This is a genomic window from Methylobacterium sp. 174MFSha1.1, from assembly GCF_900116815.1.
GTDB lineage: Bacteria > Pseudomonadota > Alphaproteobacteria > Rhizobiales > Beijerinckiaceae > Methylobacterium.
The window spans coordinates 181,586-201,601 of the sequence record NZ_FPCB01000004.1 but is presented as its reverse complement, the minus strand read 5'-3'; the positions used below and the strand labels follow the sequence as shown (position 1 = coordinate 201,601).

Genomic DNA, 20,016 nt, shown 5'->3' with positions numbered 1-20,016 from the left:
GACCCCCATGCGCCGCCACCGCCACGCCAAGATCGTCGCCACCGTCGGCCCGGCCAGCAACACGCCGGAGCGGCTGAAGGCCCTCTTTCTCGCCGGGGTCGACACCTTCCGGCTCAACTTCTCCCACGGCACTCACGACGACCACGCCAAGGTCCACGCCGCGATCCGGGCGCTCGAACAGGAAACCGGCCGGCCGATCGGCATCCTGCAGGACCTGCAGGGGCCGAAGATCCGCATCGGCACCCTGCGGGGCGGCAAGGCGGAGCTTGCCACCGGCGACAGGATCCGCTTCGTGCGCGAGGGCCGGGAGGGCGGCACCGACGCGATCCCCCTGCCCCATCCGGAGATCTTCGCCGCGGTGGCGCCCGGCCAGGAGCTGCTCATCGACGACGGCCGGGTCCGGGTGCGGGTCGTCGGCGTCGACGACGCGGCGATCGACGCCGACGTGGTGGTGGGCGGGCCGATCTCCGACCGCAAGGGCGTCAACCTGCCCGGCACGGTGCTGGCCCTCTCGCCGCTGACCGAGAAGGACCGGCGCGACCTCGATTTCGGGCTCTCGCTCGGGGTCGACTGGGTGGCGCTCTCCTTCGTCCAGACCCCCTCCGACGTGATGGAGGCGCGCGGCCTGATCGCCGGCCGGGCCGGTCTGATCGCCAAGATCGAGAAGCCGTCGGCGCTCGATCACATCGAGGACATCATCCGCATCGCCGACGGGATCATGGTGGCCCGCGGCGATCTCGGCGTGGAACTGCCGCCGGAGGACGTGCCGGGGCGCCAGAAGGAGCTGGTGCGGGCCTGCCGCCACGCGGTGAAGCCGGTGATCGTCGCGACGCAGATGCTCGAATCGATGGTCTCGGCGCCCTCGCCGACCCGGGCGGAGGCCTCGGACGTCGCGACCGCCGTCTATGACGGCGCCGACGCGGTGATGCTCTCGGCCGAGTCCGCGGCGGGGCGGTACCCGATCGAGGCGGTCTCGATCATGGACCGGATCATCCGCCGCACCGAGCAGCACCGGCTCTACCGCTCGCTGGTGCGCGCGAGCGAGCCGGAGGTCGAGGACAGCCCTCCCCACGCCGTGGCGGCCGCGGCCGCGACCCTCGCCGACGCGATCGAGGCGGCGGCGATCGTCGCCTTCACGTCGAGCGGCACCACCGCCGCCCGCATCGCCCGCAAGCGCCCCAACGTGCCGATCCTCGCCGCCACCTCCGACACGGCGGTGTCGCGCCGCCTCAGCCTGTACTGGGGGGCGCATTCCGTGCTCGGCCCGGAGATCGACTCCTACGAGGCGATGGTCGACCGCGCCGCGGAGGTCGCGGCCCAGGAAGGCTTCGCGCAGGCGCCCGACCTCGTGGTGGCGGTGGCCGGCATCCCGTTCGGCCGGGCCGGCACCACCAACAACCTGCGGGTGGTCGAGCTGGGGCGGAAGGCGAGCGGGGTGTAGGCGTCCGGCTTCATACGAGAGCATCGGCATCCTTTGCACGACGTTCTCTGCTTCCACCTGCAGCCTTACCCTGGGGTTGCAGGTGGGATCATGCCCCGTCACGGACATCGCTGCTCCGTACCCTTTCCCGGACGACTGTAGCGAAGCGGAGGGAGATCCGGGATCCAGGGGATATGTGCCGCGAAGCGGCTCTGTATGCTGCAACGTTGCAGACGAGCGGACGCTTCGCGACTTCTTATGCTGAATCCCGGATCTCCTTCCGCTTCGCTGCAGTCGTCCGGGAAAGGGGCGGGCGACGATGGAGGCATGCCGCTCCCGCGACCCTCCGTCACCCCCAAAAGGTTCGGACGACGTCAAGTTGTGCGCATCGGATCGGCCTGCTACGCTGCGGCATCCGGACGAGCCCGATCGTCCCGGGAGGGCTGAAGCCCATGCGCACCCTCGTCGCCCTGATGACCCTGCTGGCCGTCGGCCAGGGCGCGCTCGCCGCCGGCAGCGGCGACCAGGATGCGGTGCGTGCAGTCATCCTGCGCCAGCAGGACGCGTTCCGGCACGACGATGCGGCCGCCGCCTATGCCGAGGCGGCCCCCGCGATCCGGTCGATCTTCACGAGCCCCGAGACCTTCATCGGCATGGTGCGGCAGGGTTACGCCGCCATCTACCGCAACCGCCGCTTCGAGTTCGGCACCGACGAGGAGATGCCCGACGGCAGCCTCGCGCAAGGGGTGCGCATCCAGGACCAGGACGGCGCCGACTGGGAAGCGCTCTACACCCTGGAGCGCGACGCGGACGGGGCGTGGCGGATCACCGGCTGCCGCCTGCGCAAGGCGCCGGGCGCCAGCGCCTGATCGCCCTGCCCGCACGCACGCACGGCTGACGCGCGCGCCGGATTCGTGTAGGGCCTGCGGCAGCCTCAGGACTGATCACCGTGCTTCATGTTTCGACCCGCGGCGCCGCCGCGCCGCTGACCTTCACCGACGCGCTGCTCGCCGGCCTCGCCCGCGACGGCGGCCTGTACATCCCGCAGGCCTGGCCGCAGATCTCCCCCGGGACGATCGCGGGGCTCGCGGGCCGGCCCTATGCGGAGGCCGCCAAGACCGTGCTGTCGCCCCTCGTCGACGGCGAGATCGCGCAAGCCGATTTCGACCGGATGATCGACGAGGCCTACGCCACCTTTCGGCACCCGGCGGTCTGCCCGCTGACCCAGCTCGGCGACAACCTCTTCCTGCTCGAACTCCACCACGGCCCGACGCTCGCCTTCAAGGACGTGGCGATGCAGCTGCTCGGCCGGCTGATGGACCACGCGCTCAAGGCCAAGGGCAGCCGGGCGACGATCGTCGGCGCCACCTCGGGCGATACCGGCAGCGCCGCCGTCGAGGCGTTCCGCGGCCTCGACAACGTCGACGTCTTCATCTTGTATCCCCACGGCCGGGTGTCGGAGGTGCAGCGCCGGCAGATGACCACGGTCGACGCGCACAACATCCACGCCCTCGCCGTCGAGGGCACCTTCGACGATTGCCAGGCGATCGTGAAGGCGCTGTTCCAGCACCCGCTTTTCGCCGAGGACGTGCGCCTGTCGGGCGTCAACTCGATCAACTGGGCCCGGGTCGCCGCGCAGGCGGTCTACTACTTCACCAGTGCGGTGGCGCTCGGCAGCCCGCACCGCCCGGTCTCGTTCTCGGTGCCGACCGGCAATTTCGGCGACATCCTCGCCGGCTGGGCCGCCAAGCGCATGGGCCTGCCGGTCGGCCGGCTGATGATCGCCACCAACGCCAACGACATCCTGGCCCGCACGTTGGCGACGGGGGCGTACGAGGTCCGGGGCGTGGCGCCGACCACTTCGCCGTCGATGGACATCCAGGTCTCGTCGAACTTCGAGCGCCTGCTGTTCGAGACCCTCGACCGCGACGCCGCCGCGGTGAACCGGCTGATGGCCGGCCTCAAGCAGTCCGGCGCCTTCACCCTCGACCCTGCGACGCTCGCGCGAATCCGGGCCGAGTTCGACGCAGGCGCCGTGCCCGAGGACGAGGTCGTGGCCGAGATCCGCGACGTCTACAAGGGCACCGGCCAGATCATCGATCCCCACAGCGCCATCGGCGTGCGCGCCGCCCGCAAGCTCGTGGCCGAGGATCCGGCGACGCCCGTCGTGGCGCTCGCCACCGCGCATGCGGCGAAGTTCCCGGACGCGGTCGAGGCCGCGACCGGCATCCGCCCGGCCCTGCCGCCCCACCTCGCCGACCTCCTGGAGCGCCGCGAACGCTTCACCGTGCTGCCGAACGACGAAGGCGCCGTTGAGCGGGCGATCCGCGAGCGCGCCCGCATCCTGGGACACGCCGCATGAACCAGCATTTCGCGACGCTCGGCGCCTCGCCGGACCTCAAGATCACGCGGCTCGCCAACGGCCTCACCGTCGCCACCGAGGCGATGCCCGGGGTCGCCACCGCGACCCTCGGGGTCTGGATCGGCGCCGGCTCGCGCAACGAGCGGCCGGAGGAGCACGGGCTCAGCCACCTGATCGAGCACATGGCGTTCAAGGGCACGGCGACGCGCTCCGCCCGCCAGATCGCCGAGGACATCGAGAATGTCGGCGGCGAGATCAACGCCGCCACCAGCGTCGAGCAGACGAGCTACACCGCCCGGGTGCTGGGCGAGGATGCCGACGTCGCCCTCGACGTGCTCGGAGACATCCTGACCCGCTCGACCTTCGAGGCCGGCGAACTCGCCCGCGAGAAGGGCGTGATCCTGCAGGAATACGCCGCCGTCGAGGACACCCCCGACGACGTCGTCTACGATGCCTTCACCGAGGCCGCCTTCCCCGACCAGCCGATCGGCCGGCCGATCCTCGGGCGCCCGGAGACGATCAAGAGTTTCGACAAGGCCGCGATCGAGGCCTACCTCGCCCGCGAATACACCCCCGGCCGGATGGTGCTGGCGGCGGCCGGCGCTGTCGAGCACGAGGCGATCGTCGCCGCGGCCGAGAAGCACTTCGGGGCGATGCCGGCGGCATCCGCACCCGACTCGGTGCCCGGACAGTATCGCGGCGGCGAGCGCCGGATGCCGCGAAAGCTCGAACAGGCCAACCTGGTGCTCGGCCTGCCCGGCCTGTCGTTCCGGGACGAGTCCTATTACGCCACGCATCTGTTCGCGCAGGTGCTCGGCGGCGGCTTGACCTCGCGGCTGTGGCACGAGGTGCGCGAGACCCGCGGCCTCGCCTACGAGATCCACGCCTTCCACTGGCCGTTCAGCGATTGCGGCCTGTTCGGCATCGGTGCCGGCACCGCCGGCGCCGACCTGCCGGGCCTCGTCGAGGTGACGCTCGCCTGCCTGCGCGAGGCCGCCGACACGGTCGATGCCGCCGAGCTCGCCCGGGCGAAGGCCCAGCTCAAGGTGGCGCTGCTCTCGGCGCTGGAGACGCCGGGCGGGCGCATCGAGCGCACGGCGCGGCAATTGCTGGCATGGGGCCGGGTGATCCCGGCCGCCGAGGTGATCGCCAAGGTCGACGCGGTGACCCCCGACGACGTCCGGGCGGCCGGCCGCGCGCTGATCGCCGGAGCGCCGACGATCGCGGCGATCGGGCCGATCAAGAAGCTGCAGAGCCTGGACGCGGTGAGCAAGGTGCTGAAGGCGGGGTGATGCTGCCCTGACGCGCGCTACGGCATGAACCCTCCCCCCTCTGCGGGGGAGGGTGGTCCCTGCGTCAGCAGGGGCCGGGAGAGGGGCAGCGCGACGCTGATCCAGTGGGCGTCCGTCATGACGGACGCGACCCTTCCGGAAGCGGCGTCCCCTCTCCCGCCCGGCATCCGCCGGGCACCCTCCCCCGCAGAGGGAGGAGGGTTCAGGCGGGTGTCGTCGCGGCTTCTTCCGTAGTGATCCGCCCAAAATCGACAATCGAACCGACAGCGCCCTGCGCGCAGCAAGACGTCTCGTCTACCGCCCCCGTCGCCCGAACTAGGCCGAACGGTCGAGTGTCGGCCCCCCGCCAGTCTCCGTAGAACCAACCGGCAGTCGAGCGCGCGAGCGCCCGGAGGCAGGTCCTGCGCGGCCGAAGTCCCGGGGTCGAGGAGATCGGCGGCTCACGCCCTCCCGCCCACGGAACAACCGCGTCAGCGCCTTGGGGAAAGCACACGACGGCCGGGGGCGGCCGGCGGAACGGTCGGGTGCGAGACATGGGATTCGAGGGCCTCGCGTGGCGCGAGGCGACGCTGGGCCGGAGCGTGTCGGTGCGCGGGCCCGGGCTGCATACCGGCCGGGTCGCCCGCGTCACCCTGGCTCCGGCGCCCGCCGGCCACGGCATCCGCTTCGCGGTGCGCTGCTCCGGAACCTCGGCCGAGGTGCCGGCCGGCACGGCGGACTGGGTCGCGAGCCGGATGAGCACCGCCCTCGCCGTCGGCGGCGGACGCAAGCTGCGCACCATCGAGCACCTGATGGCAGGCCTCGCGGCCTCCCGCATCGACAATGCGGCGATCACCGTCGAGGGGACCGAGATCCCTATCCTCGACGGCTCGGCGGCGCGCTGGTGCAAGCTGATCGACTCTGCCGGCCGGGTGCCGCAGGACCGGCCGCGCCAAATCTTACGCATCCGCGCACCGTTCCAAGTCGACGGAATGCACGGCTTCCTGCGCGCTGAACCGGCCGACGCCTTCGAGGTCGATGTCAGCACCGACCGGCTGCCGGGCTTCGGCGTGCTGCGCTGGTCGGGCCCGATCGATCCGGGCACGTTCCGGGCCGAGATCGCCCCGAGCCGCAGCTTCGGCAACGCATCGCTGATCTGGCGCACCCTGCTCAAGACCCGCCTCGCCCGCACCCTCCTGCCGGCGCCGACCCGCGAGACACTCTGGGCCCGCTCGTTCGAGTCCCAGACCGTGCGGGCCGACGGGCTCGCGCCAACGATCGCGCGGCCGGAATGCCGGCGCCCGATCTGCCCCGGGACGCAGGAGCGGATGCACCCGCGCGACCGCGAGCCGCTGCTGCGCGGCGCCCGCCCCGGGCGGGTCGCGATCCTGCTCGGCGGCCGGGTGCTCGGCGGCGCGCGCTTCCCCGACGAGCCGGTGCGGCACAAGATCCTCGACCTCGTCGGGGACCTGGCGCTGGCCGGCCGGCCGATCCTCGGGCGCATCGTGGCGAATTGCCCGACCCACGCGCTGACCTTCGCGTTCCTCACCGAGCTGATGCGCCATCCGGAATGCTGGGAGGTGGTATCGCTCGCCGAACCCGGTCGCCCGGCGATCGGCACAACTTGATTTGGCCGCAAAGGGGAGCGATCGAAGCCCGACGACGGTCGCGCTCGTAGGCGACAGGGGAGATCCAGGACCTCCGCCTTGCTCGGAAGCTTGGGCGTCAGTACGGTCCGGCACCTCCCCGAGCCGCCCCGTGGCCGTCCCTGTCCGGTCGGAAGACGCCGAAGCTTGCGCACGTACTCACTCGTCCTCGCCTGCCTCGCGGCCCTTGCCGGGCTGCTCCTCGCCGCGCCGGAGGCCCGCGCGGTCGAGGCCGTGCGCGTCACCCTCGATTCGCAGGCCATCGATCTCACTCCGGCGATCGAGCGCTACCGCTCCGACGGCGACCTGATCCAGATCTCCACGGCCCCCGGCAAGGACGGCATCGTGCGCCGGATCGCCGTGAAGGCGCGCGAGACCGGGGCCAGGCCGGACTGGATGGTGTTCGCGCTCACCAACGACACCGACGAGCAGATCGACCGCGTCCTCGTCGCCCCGCATTTCCGCCTCGTCGGCTCCGGCGTGGTCTGGCCCGATCTCGGCGGCTCGCGCATCGCCGCGATCACGGCGAGCCAGGGCATCCGCCCTGAGCGCGACGAGAGCCCGGACGCCGACCAGTTCGTCATCACGCTGGATCCCGGCACCACCGTCACCTTCGTGGCGGAGCTCCGCACCCCCAACGTGCCGCAGGTCTACCTCTGGGACCAGGACGCCTACCGCAAGAAGGCGACCGGGCTGACCCTCTACAAGGGCATCATCATCGGGATCGCCGGATTGCTGGCGCTGTTCCTGACCATCGTGTTCGTGGTCAAGGGCGCGATCATCTTCCCGGCCGCGGCGGCCTTGGCCTGGGCGGTGCTGGCCTATGCGTGCATCGATTTCGGGTTCTTCCAGCGCATCTTCCCGGTGACCGAGGCGGCGGAGCGGATCTACCGGGCCTCGGCCGAGGCGGTGCTCGGCGCGACGCTGCTCGTATTCCTGTTCGCCTATCTCAACCTCGCCCGATGGCACGTGCGCTACAGCCACGTCGCGCTGATCTGGCTCCTGTTCCTCGCCGGACTCGTCGGACTCGCGGTCATCGACCCGCCGGTGGCGGCGGGCGTGGCGCGGATCTCGGTCGCCACGGTGGCGGGCGTCGGGCTGCTGCTGGTGGTCTACCTCGCCATCCACAACGGCTACGACCGGGCGATCCTGCTGATCCCGACCTGGCTGCTGCTGCTGGCCTGGGTGGTGGCGGCGGGCTTCGCCATCACCGGCCAGCTCCACAACGACCTCGTCCAGCCGGCGCTGATCGGCGGCCTGGTGCTGATCGTGATGCTGATCGGCTTCACGGTGCTCCAGCACGCCTTCGCGGGTGGCGGGATCGGCAACAGCCTCGTCTCCGACACCGAGCGGCGGGCGCTGGCGCTGACCGGCGCCGGCGACGTGGTGTTCGACTGGGACGTGCCCGGGGACCGGGTCTTCGCCGGACCCGAGATCGAGGGGCAGCTCGGCCTCAAGCGCGGGGCGCTCGAGGGGCCGCAGGCGAACTGGCTCTCCCTCCTCCACCCCTTCGACGTCGAGCGCTACTCGGCCGCCCTCGACACGGTGATCGAGGAGCGCCGCGGCCGCATCTCCCAGGATTTCCGCCTGCGCTCGGCGGCCGGGCCGTATTACTGGTTCCGCCTCAAGGCGCGCCCGGTGATCGGCACCGACGGCGAGGTGGTGCGCATCGTCGGCACCATCGCGGACGTGACCGAGGCGAAGATCGCCGAGGAGCGGCTGCTGCACGACGCCGTCCACGACAACCTCACCGGCCTGCCCAACCGCGAATTGTTCAACGACCGGCTCGATGCGGCGCTGGCCCTGGCGAGCCAGGACCCGCGCCTCAAGCCCACGCTGTTCGTGGTCGACATCGACCGGTTCAAGCAGGTCAACGACGCGATCGGGCTCTCGGCCGGCGATTCGATCCTGCTGACGCTCTCCCGCCGCCTCAACCGGCTGCTGCGGCCGCAGGACACGCTGGCGCGGGTCGCCGGCGACGAGTTCGCCATCATCCTGCTCTCCGAGCGCGATCCCGACCGGATCATCGCCTTCGCCGACAGCATCCGCCGGGCGATCACCACGCCGATCACCTACGCCGACCGCGAGATCTTCCTGACGCCCTCGATCGGCGTCGCCCTGCACGAGGCGGGCGCGGTGGTGAAGCGCGACGACGTGGTCAAGAACGCCGAGCTCGCCATGATCAACGGCAAGCGCCAGGGCGGCGACCGGATCGAGGTCTATCGCCCGACCATGCGCTCCGACCGCGGCGAGCGGATGATGCTGGAGAGCGACCTGCGCCGGGCGCTGGAGCGCAACGAGATCAAGGTGCTCTTCCAGCCGATCGTGCGGCTCGAAGACCGCACCGTGGCGGGGTTCGAGACCGTTCTGCGCTGGGACCACCCGCGGCTCGGCCGCGTCGCCCCCCAGGTCTTCCTGCCGATCGCCGAGGAATCCGGGCTCATCGTCAATCTCGGCGTCTTCGCGTTGGAGCGCACCGCCGCGGAGCTCGCCGCCTGGCAGCAGGCGCTGGTGGTCGAGCCGCCGATCTTCGCCTCCGTCAACCTGTCCTCGCGCCAGCTCCTGCGCCACGACCTGCTGCACGACGTGAAGACCGTGCTCGCCCGCACCGGCGTCGTCCCCGGCTCGCTCAAGCTGGAGCTGACCGAGGCCCTGGTGATGGAGAACCCGGAATACGCCGCCCAGATGCTGGCCCGCATCCACGAGCTCGGCGCCGGCCTCTGCCTCGACGATTTCGGCACCGGCTACTCGGCGCTGACCTACATGCAGCGCTTCCCCTTCGACACGATCAAGATCGACCATTCCTTCGTGCGCCAGATGGCGAACGGGCGCTCCGGCATCCTGCGCTCGATCGTCCGGATGGCGCAGGAGCTGGGGCTCGAGATCATCGCCGAGGGCGCCGAATCGGAAGCCGATGCCCTGGCGCTGGCCGAGATCGGCTGCGACTACGCGCAAGGCTTCGCCTTCGGCGAGCCGATGTCGGTCCTGCAGGCGCGGCAGCTGGTGGGGGCGGCGCCGGAGGCGGCGTGAGAGATCCCGGGTCTGGATCGCGTGTCATGGGGACGGGCTATCCGCCCGTCAGCCGCTTCTCCATGATGATCGTCCGCTCCTCGCCGTGCAGGTTCTCCCGCGCGGCCCGGTAGCCGAGCCGGTTGTAGAAGCCTGTCGCGGTCAACGACGATTGCAGGGTCAGGGTAGCGACGCCCGCCTCCTCGGCCGCCCGCTCCACCGCGGCCATCAGCGCTCGGCCAATGCCACCCGCTTGCGCGTCGGGGGCGACGAAGACGGCGCGCACGACATGGCCGTCGCGGCTCGCCGTGCCGACGAGGCGCCCCCCCTCCATCGCGACTAAGACCTGTCGCTCCGCGATCTGCGCGGTGATTCCATCCGGGGTGAAGTTCCGGGCGAACCGCGCGATGGTCTCCGGGCCGTAATCGCGCGCATTGCTCCCGTGCAGCGCCGAGAGGACGACGCGGCTGATCTCCGCCGCGTCGTCCCGCAAAGCCGGGCGTATCGTGAAGGCCATCGCCAACCCTCCCCCGGCGCCGCGCACCGGGGGCGCCGCGACCGGCCTAGAACACCGCCTGCCCCATCAGCACCGCAGCGATCACGATCACCACGGCGATCACCAGGAACAGCCCGAACAGCAGCCGCGCGATGCCGCGAGCGCCGGACGCCACGTTGGTGAAGCCGAGCGCGCCGGCCACCAGCGAGATCACGAAGAAGATGATCGCCCATTTCAACATGGCGGGAGCACTCCGGTCCGAGAAAAAGTCGCTGCGATAACCGCCACCGCCACGCTTCGTTCCGGGCCGTCCACCGCTCCCTGCCCGACCCGGCTGCGCCGTTCGTCCGCATTGCTGAAGGGCGCCTCCGCGCGCTACACCCAGGCCCGATGTCGATGGATGCCAAGGCGATGGGTCCCAAGGCGATGGGTCGTCTCACGCGGCTGGCGCAGCCCGGCCACTTCATGCGCTGGTCCGGGTCCCTCCTGCCCTGGGTGGCGGGCCTCGCGGTTCTGCTGCTGGCGGTCGGCCAGTACATGACCTGGTTCGTGGCCCCGCCCGACTACCAGCAGGGCGAGACGGTGCGGATCATGTACATCCACGTGCCGGCGGCCTGGATGGCGGTGTTCTTCTACGGCACCATGGCGGTCTCGGCGCTCGGCACCCTGATCTGGCGCCATCCGCTGGCCGACGTGGCGCAGCGCGCCGCCGCCCCGATCGGCGCTGCCTTCACGCTGATCTGCCTCGTCACCGGCTCGCTTTGGGGCAAGCCGATGTGGGGCACCTACTGGGTCTGGGACGCGCGCCTGACCTCGATGCTGGTGCTGTTCCTGATCTATTGCGGGCTGCTCGCCCTGTGGCGGACGATCGAGGACCCGAACCGGGCCGCCCGGGCGGTGGCGATCCTGACCCTCGTCGGCGCCGTCAACCTGCCGATCATCAAGTTCTCGGTGAACTGGTGGTCGACGCTGCACCAGCCCGCCTCGATCCTGCGGATGGGCGGGCCGACCATCCACCCGACCATGCTCTATCCCCTGCTGGTGATGATCGCCGCTGCCTCCGTGCTCGGCATCGCCCTGCACCTCCAGGCGATGCGCACCGAGATCCTGCGCCGGCGCGTCCGCACCCTCACGATCCTCGAGGCCGAGCGGCTCGACGCCGCGCTCCTCGCGCCGCAGGCGGCCTGACCCGCATGGATCTCGGACCTCACGCCGCCTTCATCCTCGGCGCCTACGGCTTCACCGCCCTGGTGATCCTCGGCCTCGTCGCCCACGCATTCCTCGACCGGCGGGCGCAGGAGCGGGCGCTCGCCCGGCTGGCACAGGAACCGGCACCGCGGGGCCGCCGGTGAGCGACGCCCCCGTGCAACCGGTCGAGGAGACCGAGGAGGCACCGCGCCGCGGCCGGCTGCTGTTCCTGTTGCCGCTCCTGGCTTTCGCGGCGCTGGCCGGGATCTTCCTCGGCAAGCTCCTCACCACCGGCTACGACCCCTCGGCCATCCCCTCGGTCCTGATCGGCCGCCCGGTCCCGGATTTCGCCCTGCCGCCGGTCCCCGGCCTGACCCGGCAGGACGGCGCCGCGGTGCCGGGCCTGTCCGCCGCCGACCTCAAGGGCAAGGTGACGGTGCTGAACGTCTGGGCCTCGTGGTGCGCGCCGTGCCAGGTCGAGCATCCGATGCTGGTGCGGCTGTCCCGCGACGGGGTGAACCTCGTCGGCATCGACTACAAGGACCAGCCCGAGAACGGCCGCCGCTTCCTCGGCCGCCACGGCAATCCGTTCCGGGCGGTGGGCGCCGACGAGGCCGGCCGCGTCGGCATCGATCTCGGGGTCTACGGCGTGCCGGAAACCTTCGTGATCGGGCCGGACGGGCGCATTCGCGAGAAGCTCGTCGGGATCCTGACGCCGGAGAACTACGATGCGTTCCTCGCCCGGGTGCGGGCGATGCAGTAGCGGAGGGCGGGCGCTGTGGCGGCCCTTCGATGTCTCGAGGGATCCTAATCCCTCGGTGTCAATCCCGGGGCCGCGCAGCGGAACCCGGGATTGACCCTGTGGGTGTGAATACTGTCGCAGCAAGACGCGGGCTGTCTCCTGAACGTCCATCATCTTGCAAACGCCCGTCATTTGGGCAGCGCGTAGATATTCACCTCCAGCGCATCGTCCGACGCACCCCCGAGCGGGGTCAGGTACTCCTCCACGAAGGCGTCCTGGACGAGGATGCCCTTGGCGTCGAGATAGGCCGTCACCGTCTCGTAGGTCTGGTCGATGCCCTCGTAGGAGCCCTTGTGGGTGAAGCGCAGGGCCTTGCCGCTCGGCGTCGCGCCGAAGCGCAGGTCGTCCGGCAGGCCGGCCGGGCGCGGAGTCGGGGCGGCCTCGACCGGCACCATGACCTCGAACTGGAAGCCGTCGTCGTCGGTGCGGGTGAAGACCGAGATCGGCTTGCCGTTGGCCTTGATGCCGGCTTGGGCGAGCGCCGCCTCGACCTTGGCGATGGCGTCCTTGAGGCTCGGCAGCGCCTGGTCCCACTTGGCGTTGCCGGAGAGGATCGCGGCGGGCTTGGCCGGCAGCGTCACCTCGTCGACGTCGGAGGGGTCGCCCGGATTGGCGACCAGCGGCGGGCGCCCGGCGGCCGGGGGCACTTGCGTGGAGGGGGGCACTTGCGCCGCGGGCGGCAGCGCCTTCTCGGGCGCTGGCGGGGTCGGGGCCTGGTTGGTCCCCGGGCCCGGGCCGGGTGCCGTCGTGGTCGGCAGCGGGGTCGATTGCGCCGGCGACGGGGTGCCGTCCGGTGGCGCGGCCGGCGACGGCGCGGGCGCCGGGGCGGGCTGCTGGGCCAGAACCGGCGCGCCGCAGGCCAAGCAGGCCGCGAGGCCGAGAGCGATCGTCGGGAAGCGGGTCTTCATCACGGGCGGAGCGCTCCGGGCGGCTTCAGCGTGGGCCGGCATCGCCGGCCGGATCGAACGCGTCAAGCGCAAAGCCGTTGCGGGCACATCGCGAGAGCGTGAGGACACCGTTTTCGAACCGAAGCCCGCCCGGCTCGCCCCCGCGCCGGTTCTGGTCCATACACCGCCCCGACCCCATCTCAGCCCCGCCTGCCGGAGAATCCCGCCCGTGTCCCCCCTCGCCCATCGCCGCTTCCTGAAGATGAACGGGCTCGGCAACGAGATCGTGGTGCTGGACCTGCGCGGCAGCGACATCCGGGTCCGGCCGGAGGAGGCCCGCGCCATCGCCGCCGACCCGGCGTCGCGCTTCGACCAGATGATGGTGCTGCACGATCCCGTCACCCCGGGCACGGACGCCTTCGTGCGGATCTACAACACCGACGGCTCGGAGGCCGGCGCCTGCGGCAACGGCACCCGCTGCGTCGCCTGGGCGATGCTGGACGATCCCGTCATCGCGCGTCCGACCCTCGGAGAGCACCTGGTGATCGAGACGCGGCCCGGGCTCCTCGAGGTCGTGCGGGTGTCGGCGGTGGATTTCACCGTCGACATGGGGGCGCCGCGGCTGGCCTGGCACGAGATCCCCCTCGCCGAGCCCTTTCCCGACACCCGCCGCATCGAATTGCAGGTCGGACCGATCGACGATCCGGTGCTGCACTCGCCGGGCGCGGTCAGCATGGGCAACCCGCACGCCGTGTTCTTCGTCGAGCGCGATCCCGACACCTACGATCTCGGCCGGGTTGGCCCGCTGCTCGAATCGCACCCGATCTTCCCGGACCGGGCCAATATCTCCATCGCCCAGGTGATCGATCGCGCCCACATCCGCCTGCGGGTCTGGGAGCGCGGCGCCGGGCTGACGCGGGCCTGCGGCACCGCCGCCTGCGCCACCCTGGTCGCGGCCGCGCGCCTGCGCCTCACCGGCCGCGACGCCACCGTGACGCTGCCCGGCGGCGACCTGCGCATCGTCTGGGGCGAGGACGACCACGTCCGCATGACCGGCCCGACCGAGCTGGAACACGAGGGTACCTTCGCGCCCACGCTGTTCGAGGCGGCCGCGTGAGCGTCGAGGTCCTGAGCTTCGGCTGCCGCCTCAACGCCGCCGAATCGGAGGCGATGCGCCGGCAGGCGGAAGACGCGGGACGCACCGACCTTCTCCTCGTCAATACCTGCGCGGTCACGAGCGAGGCCGGGCGGCAGGCCCGCAAGGCGATCCGGGCCGCCGTGCGGGCCAACCCCGCGTCGCGGGTGGTGGTGACCGGGTGCGGCGCGCAGGTCGAGACCGAGGCCTACGCCGCCATGCCGGAGGTGGCGGAGATCCTCGGCAACCGGCGCAAGCTCGATCCCGCAATCTGGGCCGATGCCTCGCCCGAGCGGGTGCGGATCGACGACGTGATGGCGCCGGGTGCCGACCCGCTGCCCGAGGCGACGCCGATGCGGGCGCGCACCCGCGCCTTCCTGCCGGTGCAGAACGGCTGCGACCATCGCTGCACCTTCTGCGTCATCCCGTTCGGCCGCGGCAACTCGCGCTCGGTGCCGGTGGCGGCGGCCGTGGCGCAGGTCCGCGCCCTGGTCGAGCAGGGCACCCGCGAGGTGGTGCTCACCGGCGTCGACCTGACGGCCTATGGCCGCGACCTCGGTGAATTCACCCTCGGCGGCCTGGTGCGGGCGATCCTGCGCGCGGTGCCGGCGCTCGACCGCCTGCGCCTGTCCTCGATCGATTCCGTCGAGGCCGATCCGGATCTGGTCGCGGCCTTCGCCGAGGAGCCGCGGCTGATGCCGCATCTCCACCTCTCGCTTCAGGCCGGCGACGACCTGATCCTCAAGCGCATGAAGCGCCGCCACGGCCGCGACGACGCGATCCGGTTCTGCGCCGAGATCCGTCGTCTACGCCCCGACGCGGTGTTCGGCGCCGACCTCATCGCCGGCTTCCCGACCGAGACCGAGGCCCAGTTCGCCCGCTCCCTCGCCCTCGTCGAGGAATGCGGCCTCGCGCAGCTCCACGTCTTCCCCTACTCCCCCCGCCCCGGCACCCCGGCCGCCCGGATGCCGCAGGTCGCCTCGGCCGAGATCCGCGACCGGGCCGCGCGCCTGCGCGAGGCCGGCGCCGCGGCCTTCGCCCGCCGCCTCGACCGCGAGGTGGGCGAGACCCGCCGGGTGCTCGCCGAGCGCGGCGGCACCGGGCGAACGGAAGGTTTCTTGCCGGTGCGGCTGCCGGAGGGGGTGGAAGCGGGCGTGCTGGTCGACCTGCGGATCGCCGGGCATGACGGGCGGGTGTTGCGGGCGGCGTGAGTCATGTCCTCTACGCCAGTCTTGCAGTTTTCCATCGTCATCCCGGAGCTCGACGCAGTCGAGAACCCGGGATCCATAACCGCTGACGCTTCAGGATGAAGCGGAGCGCGCCGAGCTGGGTTCTGCACTCTCGGCGGTTATGGATCCCGGGTTCCGCTACGCGGCCCCGGGATGACGAAGAGAGTAGTGGAGTGGCGCGGGTGGGACGAAACGGCGAGGGTCGAAAGCACCCCGAACCGTCACCCCTCCCCCATCCCGCACCCCCGCAACCCCTCCCGCATGTGCCCCGGCGCCGGCGCCTCGACCGTGATCGCCGGCTTCTTCGGATAGAGCGGCAGGGCGAGCGCCCGCGCGTGGAGCTGCAGCCCCGGCCCGCCCTGGCGCGGGGCGCTGCCGTAGATCGGATCACCGAGGATCGGCCAGCCCATCGCGGCGCAATGCACCCGCAGCTGGTGGGTGCGCCCGGTCACCGGGGTCAGCGCCAGCCAGGTCCGCCCGGCGGCCGGATCGCGCCCCATCACCCGCCAGCGGGTGAGCGACGGGTCGCCGGCGGGATCGGTCTTCATCCACCAGCTGCGCGGATCGTCGGAGCGGCGCATCAGCGGCAGGTCGATCTCGCCGGTCTCCTCCGACGGACCGCCCTCGACCAGCGCCCAGTAGGTCTTCTCCGCTTGGCCCCGCGCGAACAGGGCGTTCAGCCGGGCCAGCGCCTTGGCGTGGCGGCCGAGGGCCAGGCAGCCGGAGGTGTCGCGGTCGAGGCGGTGGGCGGCCTCCGGGCGGCGCGGCAGGCCGAAGCGCAGGGCGTCGAGGTGCTGGGTCAGGGTCTCGCCGCCCTTCGGCCCGGGATGGACCGGCAAACCCGCCGGCTTGTCGATGACGAGCACCAGGGCATCGCGGTAGAGGAGCCGCGAGAGTATGTCGTCGACGATCATGGGCCTTTCAATCATGGGCCTTGGGATCATGAGCCTGTCGCAGTAGCGGCGGATGGCGGGCGAAGTTCGGGGCAGGCCGCCCTAGATCGTCCGGTGGGTCGGGAGCAAGTGCGGATGAGTGACACCAAGAAGCCGGGCTGGTTGGGCCGACTGCTCGGACGCAAGGCCGAGACGCCGGCGGAGACTCCTGCCGAGACGCCCGCCGCCGCTCCCGAGACGAGTGCCGCGCCCGATGCCGCCGAAACGATGCCGACGGAGCCGACCGGCACCCTGTCGGAGGGCGTGCCCGATTTCGCCACCGGCGCCGACGAGGTGCTGCCGGCGCCGCCGACCGTGACGGAAGCCTCGCCCGACACCGAGCCGGAGCACGACCTGCCCGACGAGCTGGCCGGGGCCGACCTGGAGCCGGTCGAGGGCGTGCAGCCGGAGGGCCAGGTGCCGGCGGCTCCCGAGCCCGCGACGGACGACACGCCCGAGGCCGAGATCCAGGAATTCGAGGTCCAAGAGGCCGGGGTCCAAGAGTTCGGGGTCCAAGAGGCCGGGGTCCAGGAGCCCGGGATCCAAGAGTCCGAGGTTCTGGAACCTGAGCTTCAGGAATCCGCGATCCAGGATCCCGAGACCCTCGACTCCGAACCCGCCGCGCTCGTGATCTACCAGCCCCCGGCGGAGACCGAGGCGCCGGCGGAGAAGCGCAGCTGGTGGGGCCGGCTGACCGGTGGCCTCAAGCGCACCTCCTCGGCCCTGTCCGACCGGGTGACCGGGCTGTTCACCAAGCGCAAGCTCGACGCCGACACCCTGGAGGAGCTGGAGGACGCGCTGATCCAGGCCGATTTCGGCCTCGAGACCGCGACCCGCATCGCCGAGGCGGTCGGCAAGGGCCGCTACGAGAAAGGTATCGCCCCCGACGAGGTGCGGGCGATCCTGGCGACCGAGGTCGAGCGCGCCCTCGCCCCGGTGGCCCAGCCGCTCGTCATCGACACGACGAAGAAGCCGTTCGTGATCCTGATGATCGGCGTCAACGGCGCCGGCAAGACCACGACGATCGGCAAGCTCACGCAAAAGTTCCGGGCGCAGGGGCACAGCGTGATGCTGGCCGCCGGCGACACCTTCCGCGCCGCGGCGATCGAGCAGCTGCGGGTCTGGGGCGAGCGCACGGGCGCGCCGGTGGTGGCCCGCCCGCAGGGCTCGGACGCCGCCGGCCTCGCCTACGACGCCCTCCAGGCCGCCCGCGACGCCGGCACCGACATCCTGCTGATCGACACCGCCGGCCGGCTCCAGAACAAGGCCGGGCTGATGGCCGAGCTCGAGAAGGTGATCCGGGTGATCCGCAAGCTCGACGCCGAGACGCCCCACGCCGTGCTCCTCGTCCTCGACGCCACGGTGGGCCAGAACGCGCTCAGCCAGGTCGAGACGTTCCAGAAGATGGCGGGGGTCACCGGTCTCGTCATGACGAAGCTCGACGGCACGGCGCGCGGCGGCATCCTGGTGGCGCTCGCCGCCAAGTTCGGCCTGCCGGTGCACTATATCGGCGTCGGCGAGGGGGTCGACGACCTGGAGCCCTTCGCGGCGCGGGACTTCGCCCGGGCGATCGCCGGTCTCGACAAGGGGTGAGCCGAAAGGCGCCCTCGCTTACGCGCAATAGGCCGCCATCCCCTCCGCCAGCGCGTCGAAGGCCACCCGGCAGCGGCGCAAGGCGCGCAGGTCCTCGTGCATCGCCACGAAGGTCGGCAACGCCCAGACCAGCTCCGGCAGCACCCGAACCAGGTCCGGGTCGCGGGCGGCGAGCGCCGTGTGGCAGGCACCGAGGCCGAAGCCGGCCCGGAGCGCCGCGAGCTGCGCCAGCGTGCTGTCGCTGCGCCAGGCAAAGGGCGTCTCGCCGAGGGCGGGCGCCGCCCGCATCATCGCGCGCAGGAACGGCGTCTCGGCGTCGAAGCCGATCACGCTGTGGCGGGCGAGATCCGCCGGATTCTCCGGCACGCCGCGCCGGTCGAGGTAGCGGCGATGCCCGTAGAGGCCCAGATCCACCGTGCCGACCCGGCGCGCCACCAGTGCCCCTTGCGTCGGCGGCGCCATGCGGATCGCGATGTCGGCGTCGCGCCGCAGCAGGTCCTGCATCCGGTCGGAGAGCACCACGTCGAGGGCGAGGCCGGGATGGCGCGCGTGCAGCGCGGCGAGGATCGGCGGCAGCACCTCGGCGCCGACCACCTCCGAGGCGGTGATCCGCACCCGGCCCGACAGGCCCTCGGCTTCCCCCGTCACCGCCCGGCGCAAGGCGCCCGCGGTCGCCTTCAGGGAGGCGGCGTAGGGCGCCAGGGTCAGGGCCGCCTCGGTCGGTGACAGCCCGGTGGGCGAGCGGGTGAACAGGGCGACGCCGAGCGCCTGCTCCAGGGCCGCGATCTGCCGGCCGAGGGTCGGCTGGGTCAGGCCGAGCGCCCGCGCCGCGCCGGAGAGCGAGCCCTCCTCCAGCACGGCGAGCGCGGCGCGATAATGGTCCCAGCTCGGCTCGGTCATGCGAAACCGTATAGCCGATCGTCGGACTTCGGCAATTTTCGTATCCCCGCCGCCCTGGCACATCCCCCTCGTGGCGAACGAGGAGCGCGCGATGACGACGAGATTGGCCCTGGTGCTGGGCGCGACGGGCGGGGTGGGCAGCGCGGTGGCGCGGTGCCTCGCGACGGAAGGCTGGACCGTGCGGGCCCTGCACCGCGATCCCGCCCGGGTGCGGCGGGAAGCGGATGGCTTCGCCTGGATGCGGGGCGACGCGATGGTGCCCGCGGACGTGGTCGCGGCCGCCGCCGGCGCGGCGCTGATCGTCCACGCGGTCAACCCACCCGGCTACCGCGACTGGGACCGGCTGGTCCTGCCGATGCTCGACGCCTCGATCGCGGCGGCCGGGGCCGCCGACGCCCGCCTGCTCCTGCCCGGAAACGTCTACGTCTACGGCCGCGACGCAGGCTCGAACCCGGGCGACGGCGCCCCCCAGACGCCCCGTACGCCCAAGGGCCGCATCCGCATCGCCATGGAGCAGCGCCTGCGGGATTCAGGGATACGTAGCCTGGTCGTGCGGGCCGGCGACTTCTTCGGGCCGCGCACCACCGCCAATTCCTGGTTCTCCTCGGCCCTGGTGCGGCCGGGCCGGCCGGTGCGCCGGGTGCTCGATCCCGGCACGCCGGGCATCGGCCACCAATGGGCCTACCTGCCCGACGTCGCCGAGACAATGGTGCGGCTGGCCGCCCGCGAGGCCGAGCTTCCCCGCGTCGCGGCCTTCAACATGGAGGGCCACTGGGACCCGGATGGCCGGCAGATGATCGCCGCCATCGCCCGCGTCGTCGGCCGCCGGGTGCCGGTGCGGCGCTTCCCCTGGGGCCTCCTGCCGCTGGCCGCGCCAGTCTGGCCTCTGGCGCGGGAGATCCGCGAGATGCGCTACCTGTGGCGGGAGCCGTTGCGGATGAGCAATGCCGGGCTGGTGGCGTTCCTCGGGAGCGAGCCGCACACGCCGCTGGACGAGGCGGTGCGCGAGACGCTGGCGGGGCTCGGCTGCTTGCCGGAGCAGAGGTGAGTCGAGACCAGATCAGGCCCCGACGCCGCGCCACGGCTCCCCCCAGCCACGGGTCCTTTCGCGAGGCGGGAGCCATACCGATCGGCGCCTCGCCCTCG

Annotated in this window: 18 protein-coding genes; 13 read left to right on the top strand and 5 right to left on the bottom strand. The window is 72.0% G+C overall.

What is annotated here, in order from left to right; translation table 11 throughout:
• Nucleotides 1-7: 7 nt before the first annotated feature.
• The 6 genes from pyk to BM430_RS00900 all read left to right on the top strand — a co-directional run bounded on the left by pyk (nucleotide 8) and on the right by BM430_RS00900 (nucleotide 9,729).
• A complete protein-coding gene (gene pyk / locus BM430_RS00930; RefSeq protein ID WP_093564395.1) occupies nucleotides 8-1,441 on the top strand; it encodes a pyruvate kinase in 1,434 nt (477 codons plus the stop codon).
• 431 nt (nucleotides 1,442-1,872) lie between these two features.
• Nucleotides 1,873-2,289 (top strand): DUF4864 domain-containing protein, encoded by a 417-nt coding sequence (locus BM430_RS00925; RefSeq protein ID WP_093564393.1) that lies wholly within the window; start codon nucleotides 1,873-1,875, stop codon nucleotides 2,287-2,289.
• A gap of 80 nt (nucleotides 2,290-2,369) precedes the next feature.
• Nucleotides 2,370-3,782: a threonine synthase gene (thrC, locus tag BM430_RS00920; protein ID WP_093564391.1), complete on the top strand. Its 1,413-nt coding sequence runs from the start codon at nucleotides 2,370-2,372 to the stop codon at nucleotides 3,780-3,782.
• Nucleotides 3,779-5,074 carry a M16 family metallopeptidase gene (locus BM430_RS00915; RefSeq protein WP_093564389.1) on the top strand — a complete coding sequence of 432 codons (1,296 nt, stop codon included), beginning with the start codon at nucleotides 3,779-3,781 and terminating at the stop codon, nucleotides 5,072-5,074. Before thrC ends, BM430_RS00915 begins: the two co-directional genes overlap by 4 nt.
• Before the next feature lie 533 nt (nucleotides 5,075-5,607).
• Nucleotides 5,608-6,681: a UDP-3-O-acyl-N-acetylglucosamine deacetylase gene (locus BM430_RS00905; RefSeq protein WP_093564386.1), complete on the top strand. Its 1,074-nt coding sequence runs from the start codon at nucleotides 5,608-5,610 to the stop codon at nucleotides 6,679-6,681.
• Between the two features lie 165 nt (nucleotides 6,682-6,846).
• Nucleotides 6,847-9,729, top strand: a complete 2,883-nt coding sequence (locus tag BM430_RS00900) for a putative bifunctional diguanylate cyclase/phosphodiesterase (RefSeq protein WP_093564384.1) — start codon at nucleotides 6,847-6,849, stop codon at nucleotides 9,727-9,729.
• A gap of 37 nt (nucleotides 9,730-9,766) precedes the next feature.
• Here BM430_RS00900 and BM430_RS00895 read toward each other — a convergent pair whose 3' ends face one another.
• Nucleotides 9,767-10,225 (bottom strand): GNAT family N-acetyltransferase, encoded by a 459-nt coding sequence (locus BM430_RS00895; RefSeq protein WP_093564382.1) that lies wholly within the window; start codon nucleotides 10,223-10,225, stop codon nucleotides 9,767-9,769.
• A 46-nt stretch (nucleotides 10,226-10,271) separates the two neighbouring features.
• Entirely contained in the window at nucleotides 10,272-10,445 is a 174-nt protein-coding gene (locus tag BM430_RS00890; protein ID WP_093564380.1) for a DUF1328 domain-containing protein, read from the bottom strand.
• Between the two features lie 185 nt (nucleotides 10,446-10,630).
• Between BM430_RS00890 and BM430_RS00885 the strand changes: the two genes are divergently transcribed.
• The 3 genes from BM430_RS00885 to BM430_RS00875 are packed head-to-tail and all read left to right on the top strand — an operon-like array spanning nucleotide 10,631 to nucleotide 12,155.
• Complete coding sequence (locus tag BM430_RS00885; RefSeq protein WP_177302891.1) at nucleotides 10,631-11,392, top strand: heme ABC transporter permease CcmC; 762 nt, start codon at nucleotides 10,631-10,633, stop codon at nucleotides 11,390-11,392.
• Nucleotides 11,393-11,397: 5 nt separating this feature from the next.
• Nucleotides 11,398-11,556: a heme exporter protein CcmD gene (gene ccmD / locus BM430_RS00880; RefSeq protein WP_093564378.1), complete on the top strand. Its 159-nt coding sequence runs from the start codon at nucleotides 11,398-11,400 to the stop codon at nucleotides 11,554-11,556.
• A gap of 11 nt (nucleotides 11,557-11,567) precedes the next feature.
• The gene (locus BM430_RS00875; protein WP_093564736.1) at nucleotides 11,568-12,155 is read left to right on the top strand and encodes a DsbE family thiol:disulfide interchange protein; all 588 of its coding nucleotides are present in this window, start codon (nucleotides 11,568-11,570) and stop codon (nucleotides 12,153-12,155) included.
• A gap of 167 nt (nucleotides 12,156-12,322) precedes the next feature.
• Here BM430_RS00875 and BM430_RS00870 read toward each other — a convergent pair whose 3' ends face one another.
• Nucleotides 12,323-13,102, bottom strand: a complete 780-nt coding sequence (locus BM430_RS00870) for a GyrI-like domain-containing protein (protein ID WP_244539258.1) — start codon at nucleotides 13,100-13,102, stop codon at nucleotides 12,323-12,325.
• A 208-nt stretch (nucleotides 13,103-13,310) separates the two neighbouring features.
• Between BM430_RS00870 and dapF the strand changes: the two genes are divergently transcribed.
• Nucleotides 13,311-14,198 carry a diaminopimelate epimerase gene (gene dapF / locus BM430_RS00865; protein WP_093564374.1) on the top strand — a complete coding sequence of 296 codons (888 nt, stop codon included), beginning with the start codon at nucleotides 13,311-13,313 and terminating at the stop codon, nucleotides 14,196-14,198.
• Entirely contained in the window at nucleotides 14,195-15,427 is a 1,233-nt protein-coding gene (gene mtaB / locus BM430_RS00860) for a tRNA (N(6)-L-threonylcarbamoyladenosine(37)-C(2))-methylthiotransferase MtaB (RefSeq protein WP_093564372.1), read from the top strand. The genes dapF and mtaB overlap by 4 nt, the downstream gene beginning before the upstream one ends.
• Nucleotides 15,428-15,666: 239 nt before the next feature.
• On the opposite strand, the gene BM430_RS00855 is transcribed toward mtaB, so the two are convergent.
• Nucleotides 15,667-16,359 carry an RluA family pseudouridine synthase gene (locus BM430_RS00855; protein WP_093564370.1) on the bottom strand — a complete coding sequence of 231 codons (693 nt, stop codon included), beginning with the start codon at nucleotides 16,357-16,359 and terminating at the stop codon, nucleotides 15,667-15,669.
• A gap of 114 nt (nucleotides 16,360-16,473) precedes the next feature.
• Between BM430_RS00855 and ftsY the strand changes: the two genes are divergently transcribed.
• A complete protein-coding gene (gene ftsY / locus BM430_RS00850) occupies nucleotides 16,474-17,970 on the top strand; it encodes a signal recognition particle-docking protein FtsY (RefSeq protein WP_093564368.1) in 1,497 nt (498 codons plus the stop codon).
• A gap of 18 nt (nucleotides 17,971-17,988) precedes the next feature.
• On the opposite strand, the gene BM430_RS00845 is transcribed toward ftsY, so the two are convergent.
• Nucleotides 17,989-18,870, bottom strand: coding sequence for a LysR family transcriptional regulator (locus BM430_RS00845; protein ID WP_093564366.1), 882 nt, complete (start codon nucleotides 18,868-18,870; stop codon nucleotides 17,989-17,991).
• A gap of 91 nt (nucleotides 18,871-18,961) precedes the next feature.
• Here BM430_RS00845 and BM430_RS00840 point away from each other — a divergent pair, with 91 nt between their 5' ends.
• On the top strand, nucleotides 18,962-19,918 hold the full coding sequence (locus BM430_RS00840; RefSeq protein WP_093564364.1) for an NAD(P)H-binding protein: 957 nt from the start codon (nucleotides 18,962-18,964) through the stop codon (nucleotides 19,916-19,918).
• The last annotated feature ends 98 nt before the right edge of the window (nucleotides 19,919-20,016 follow it).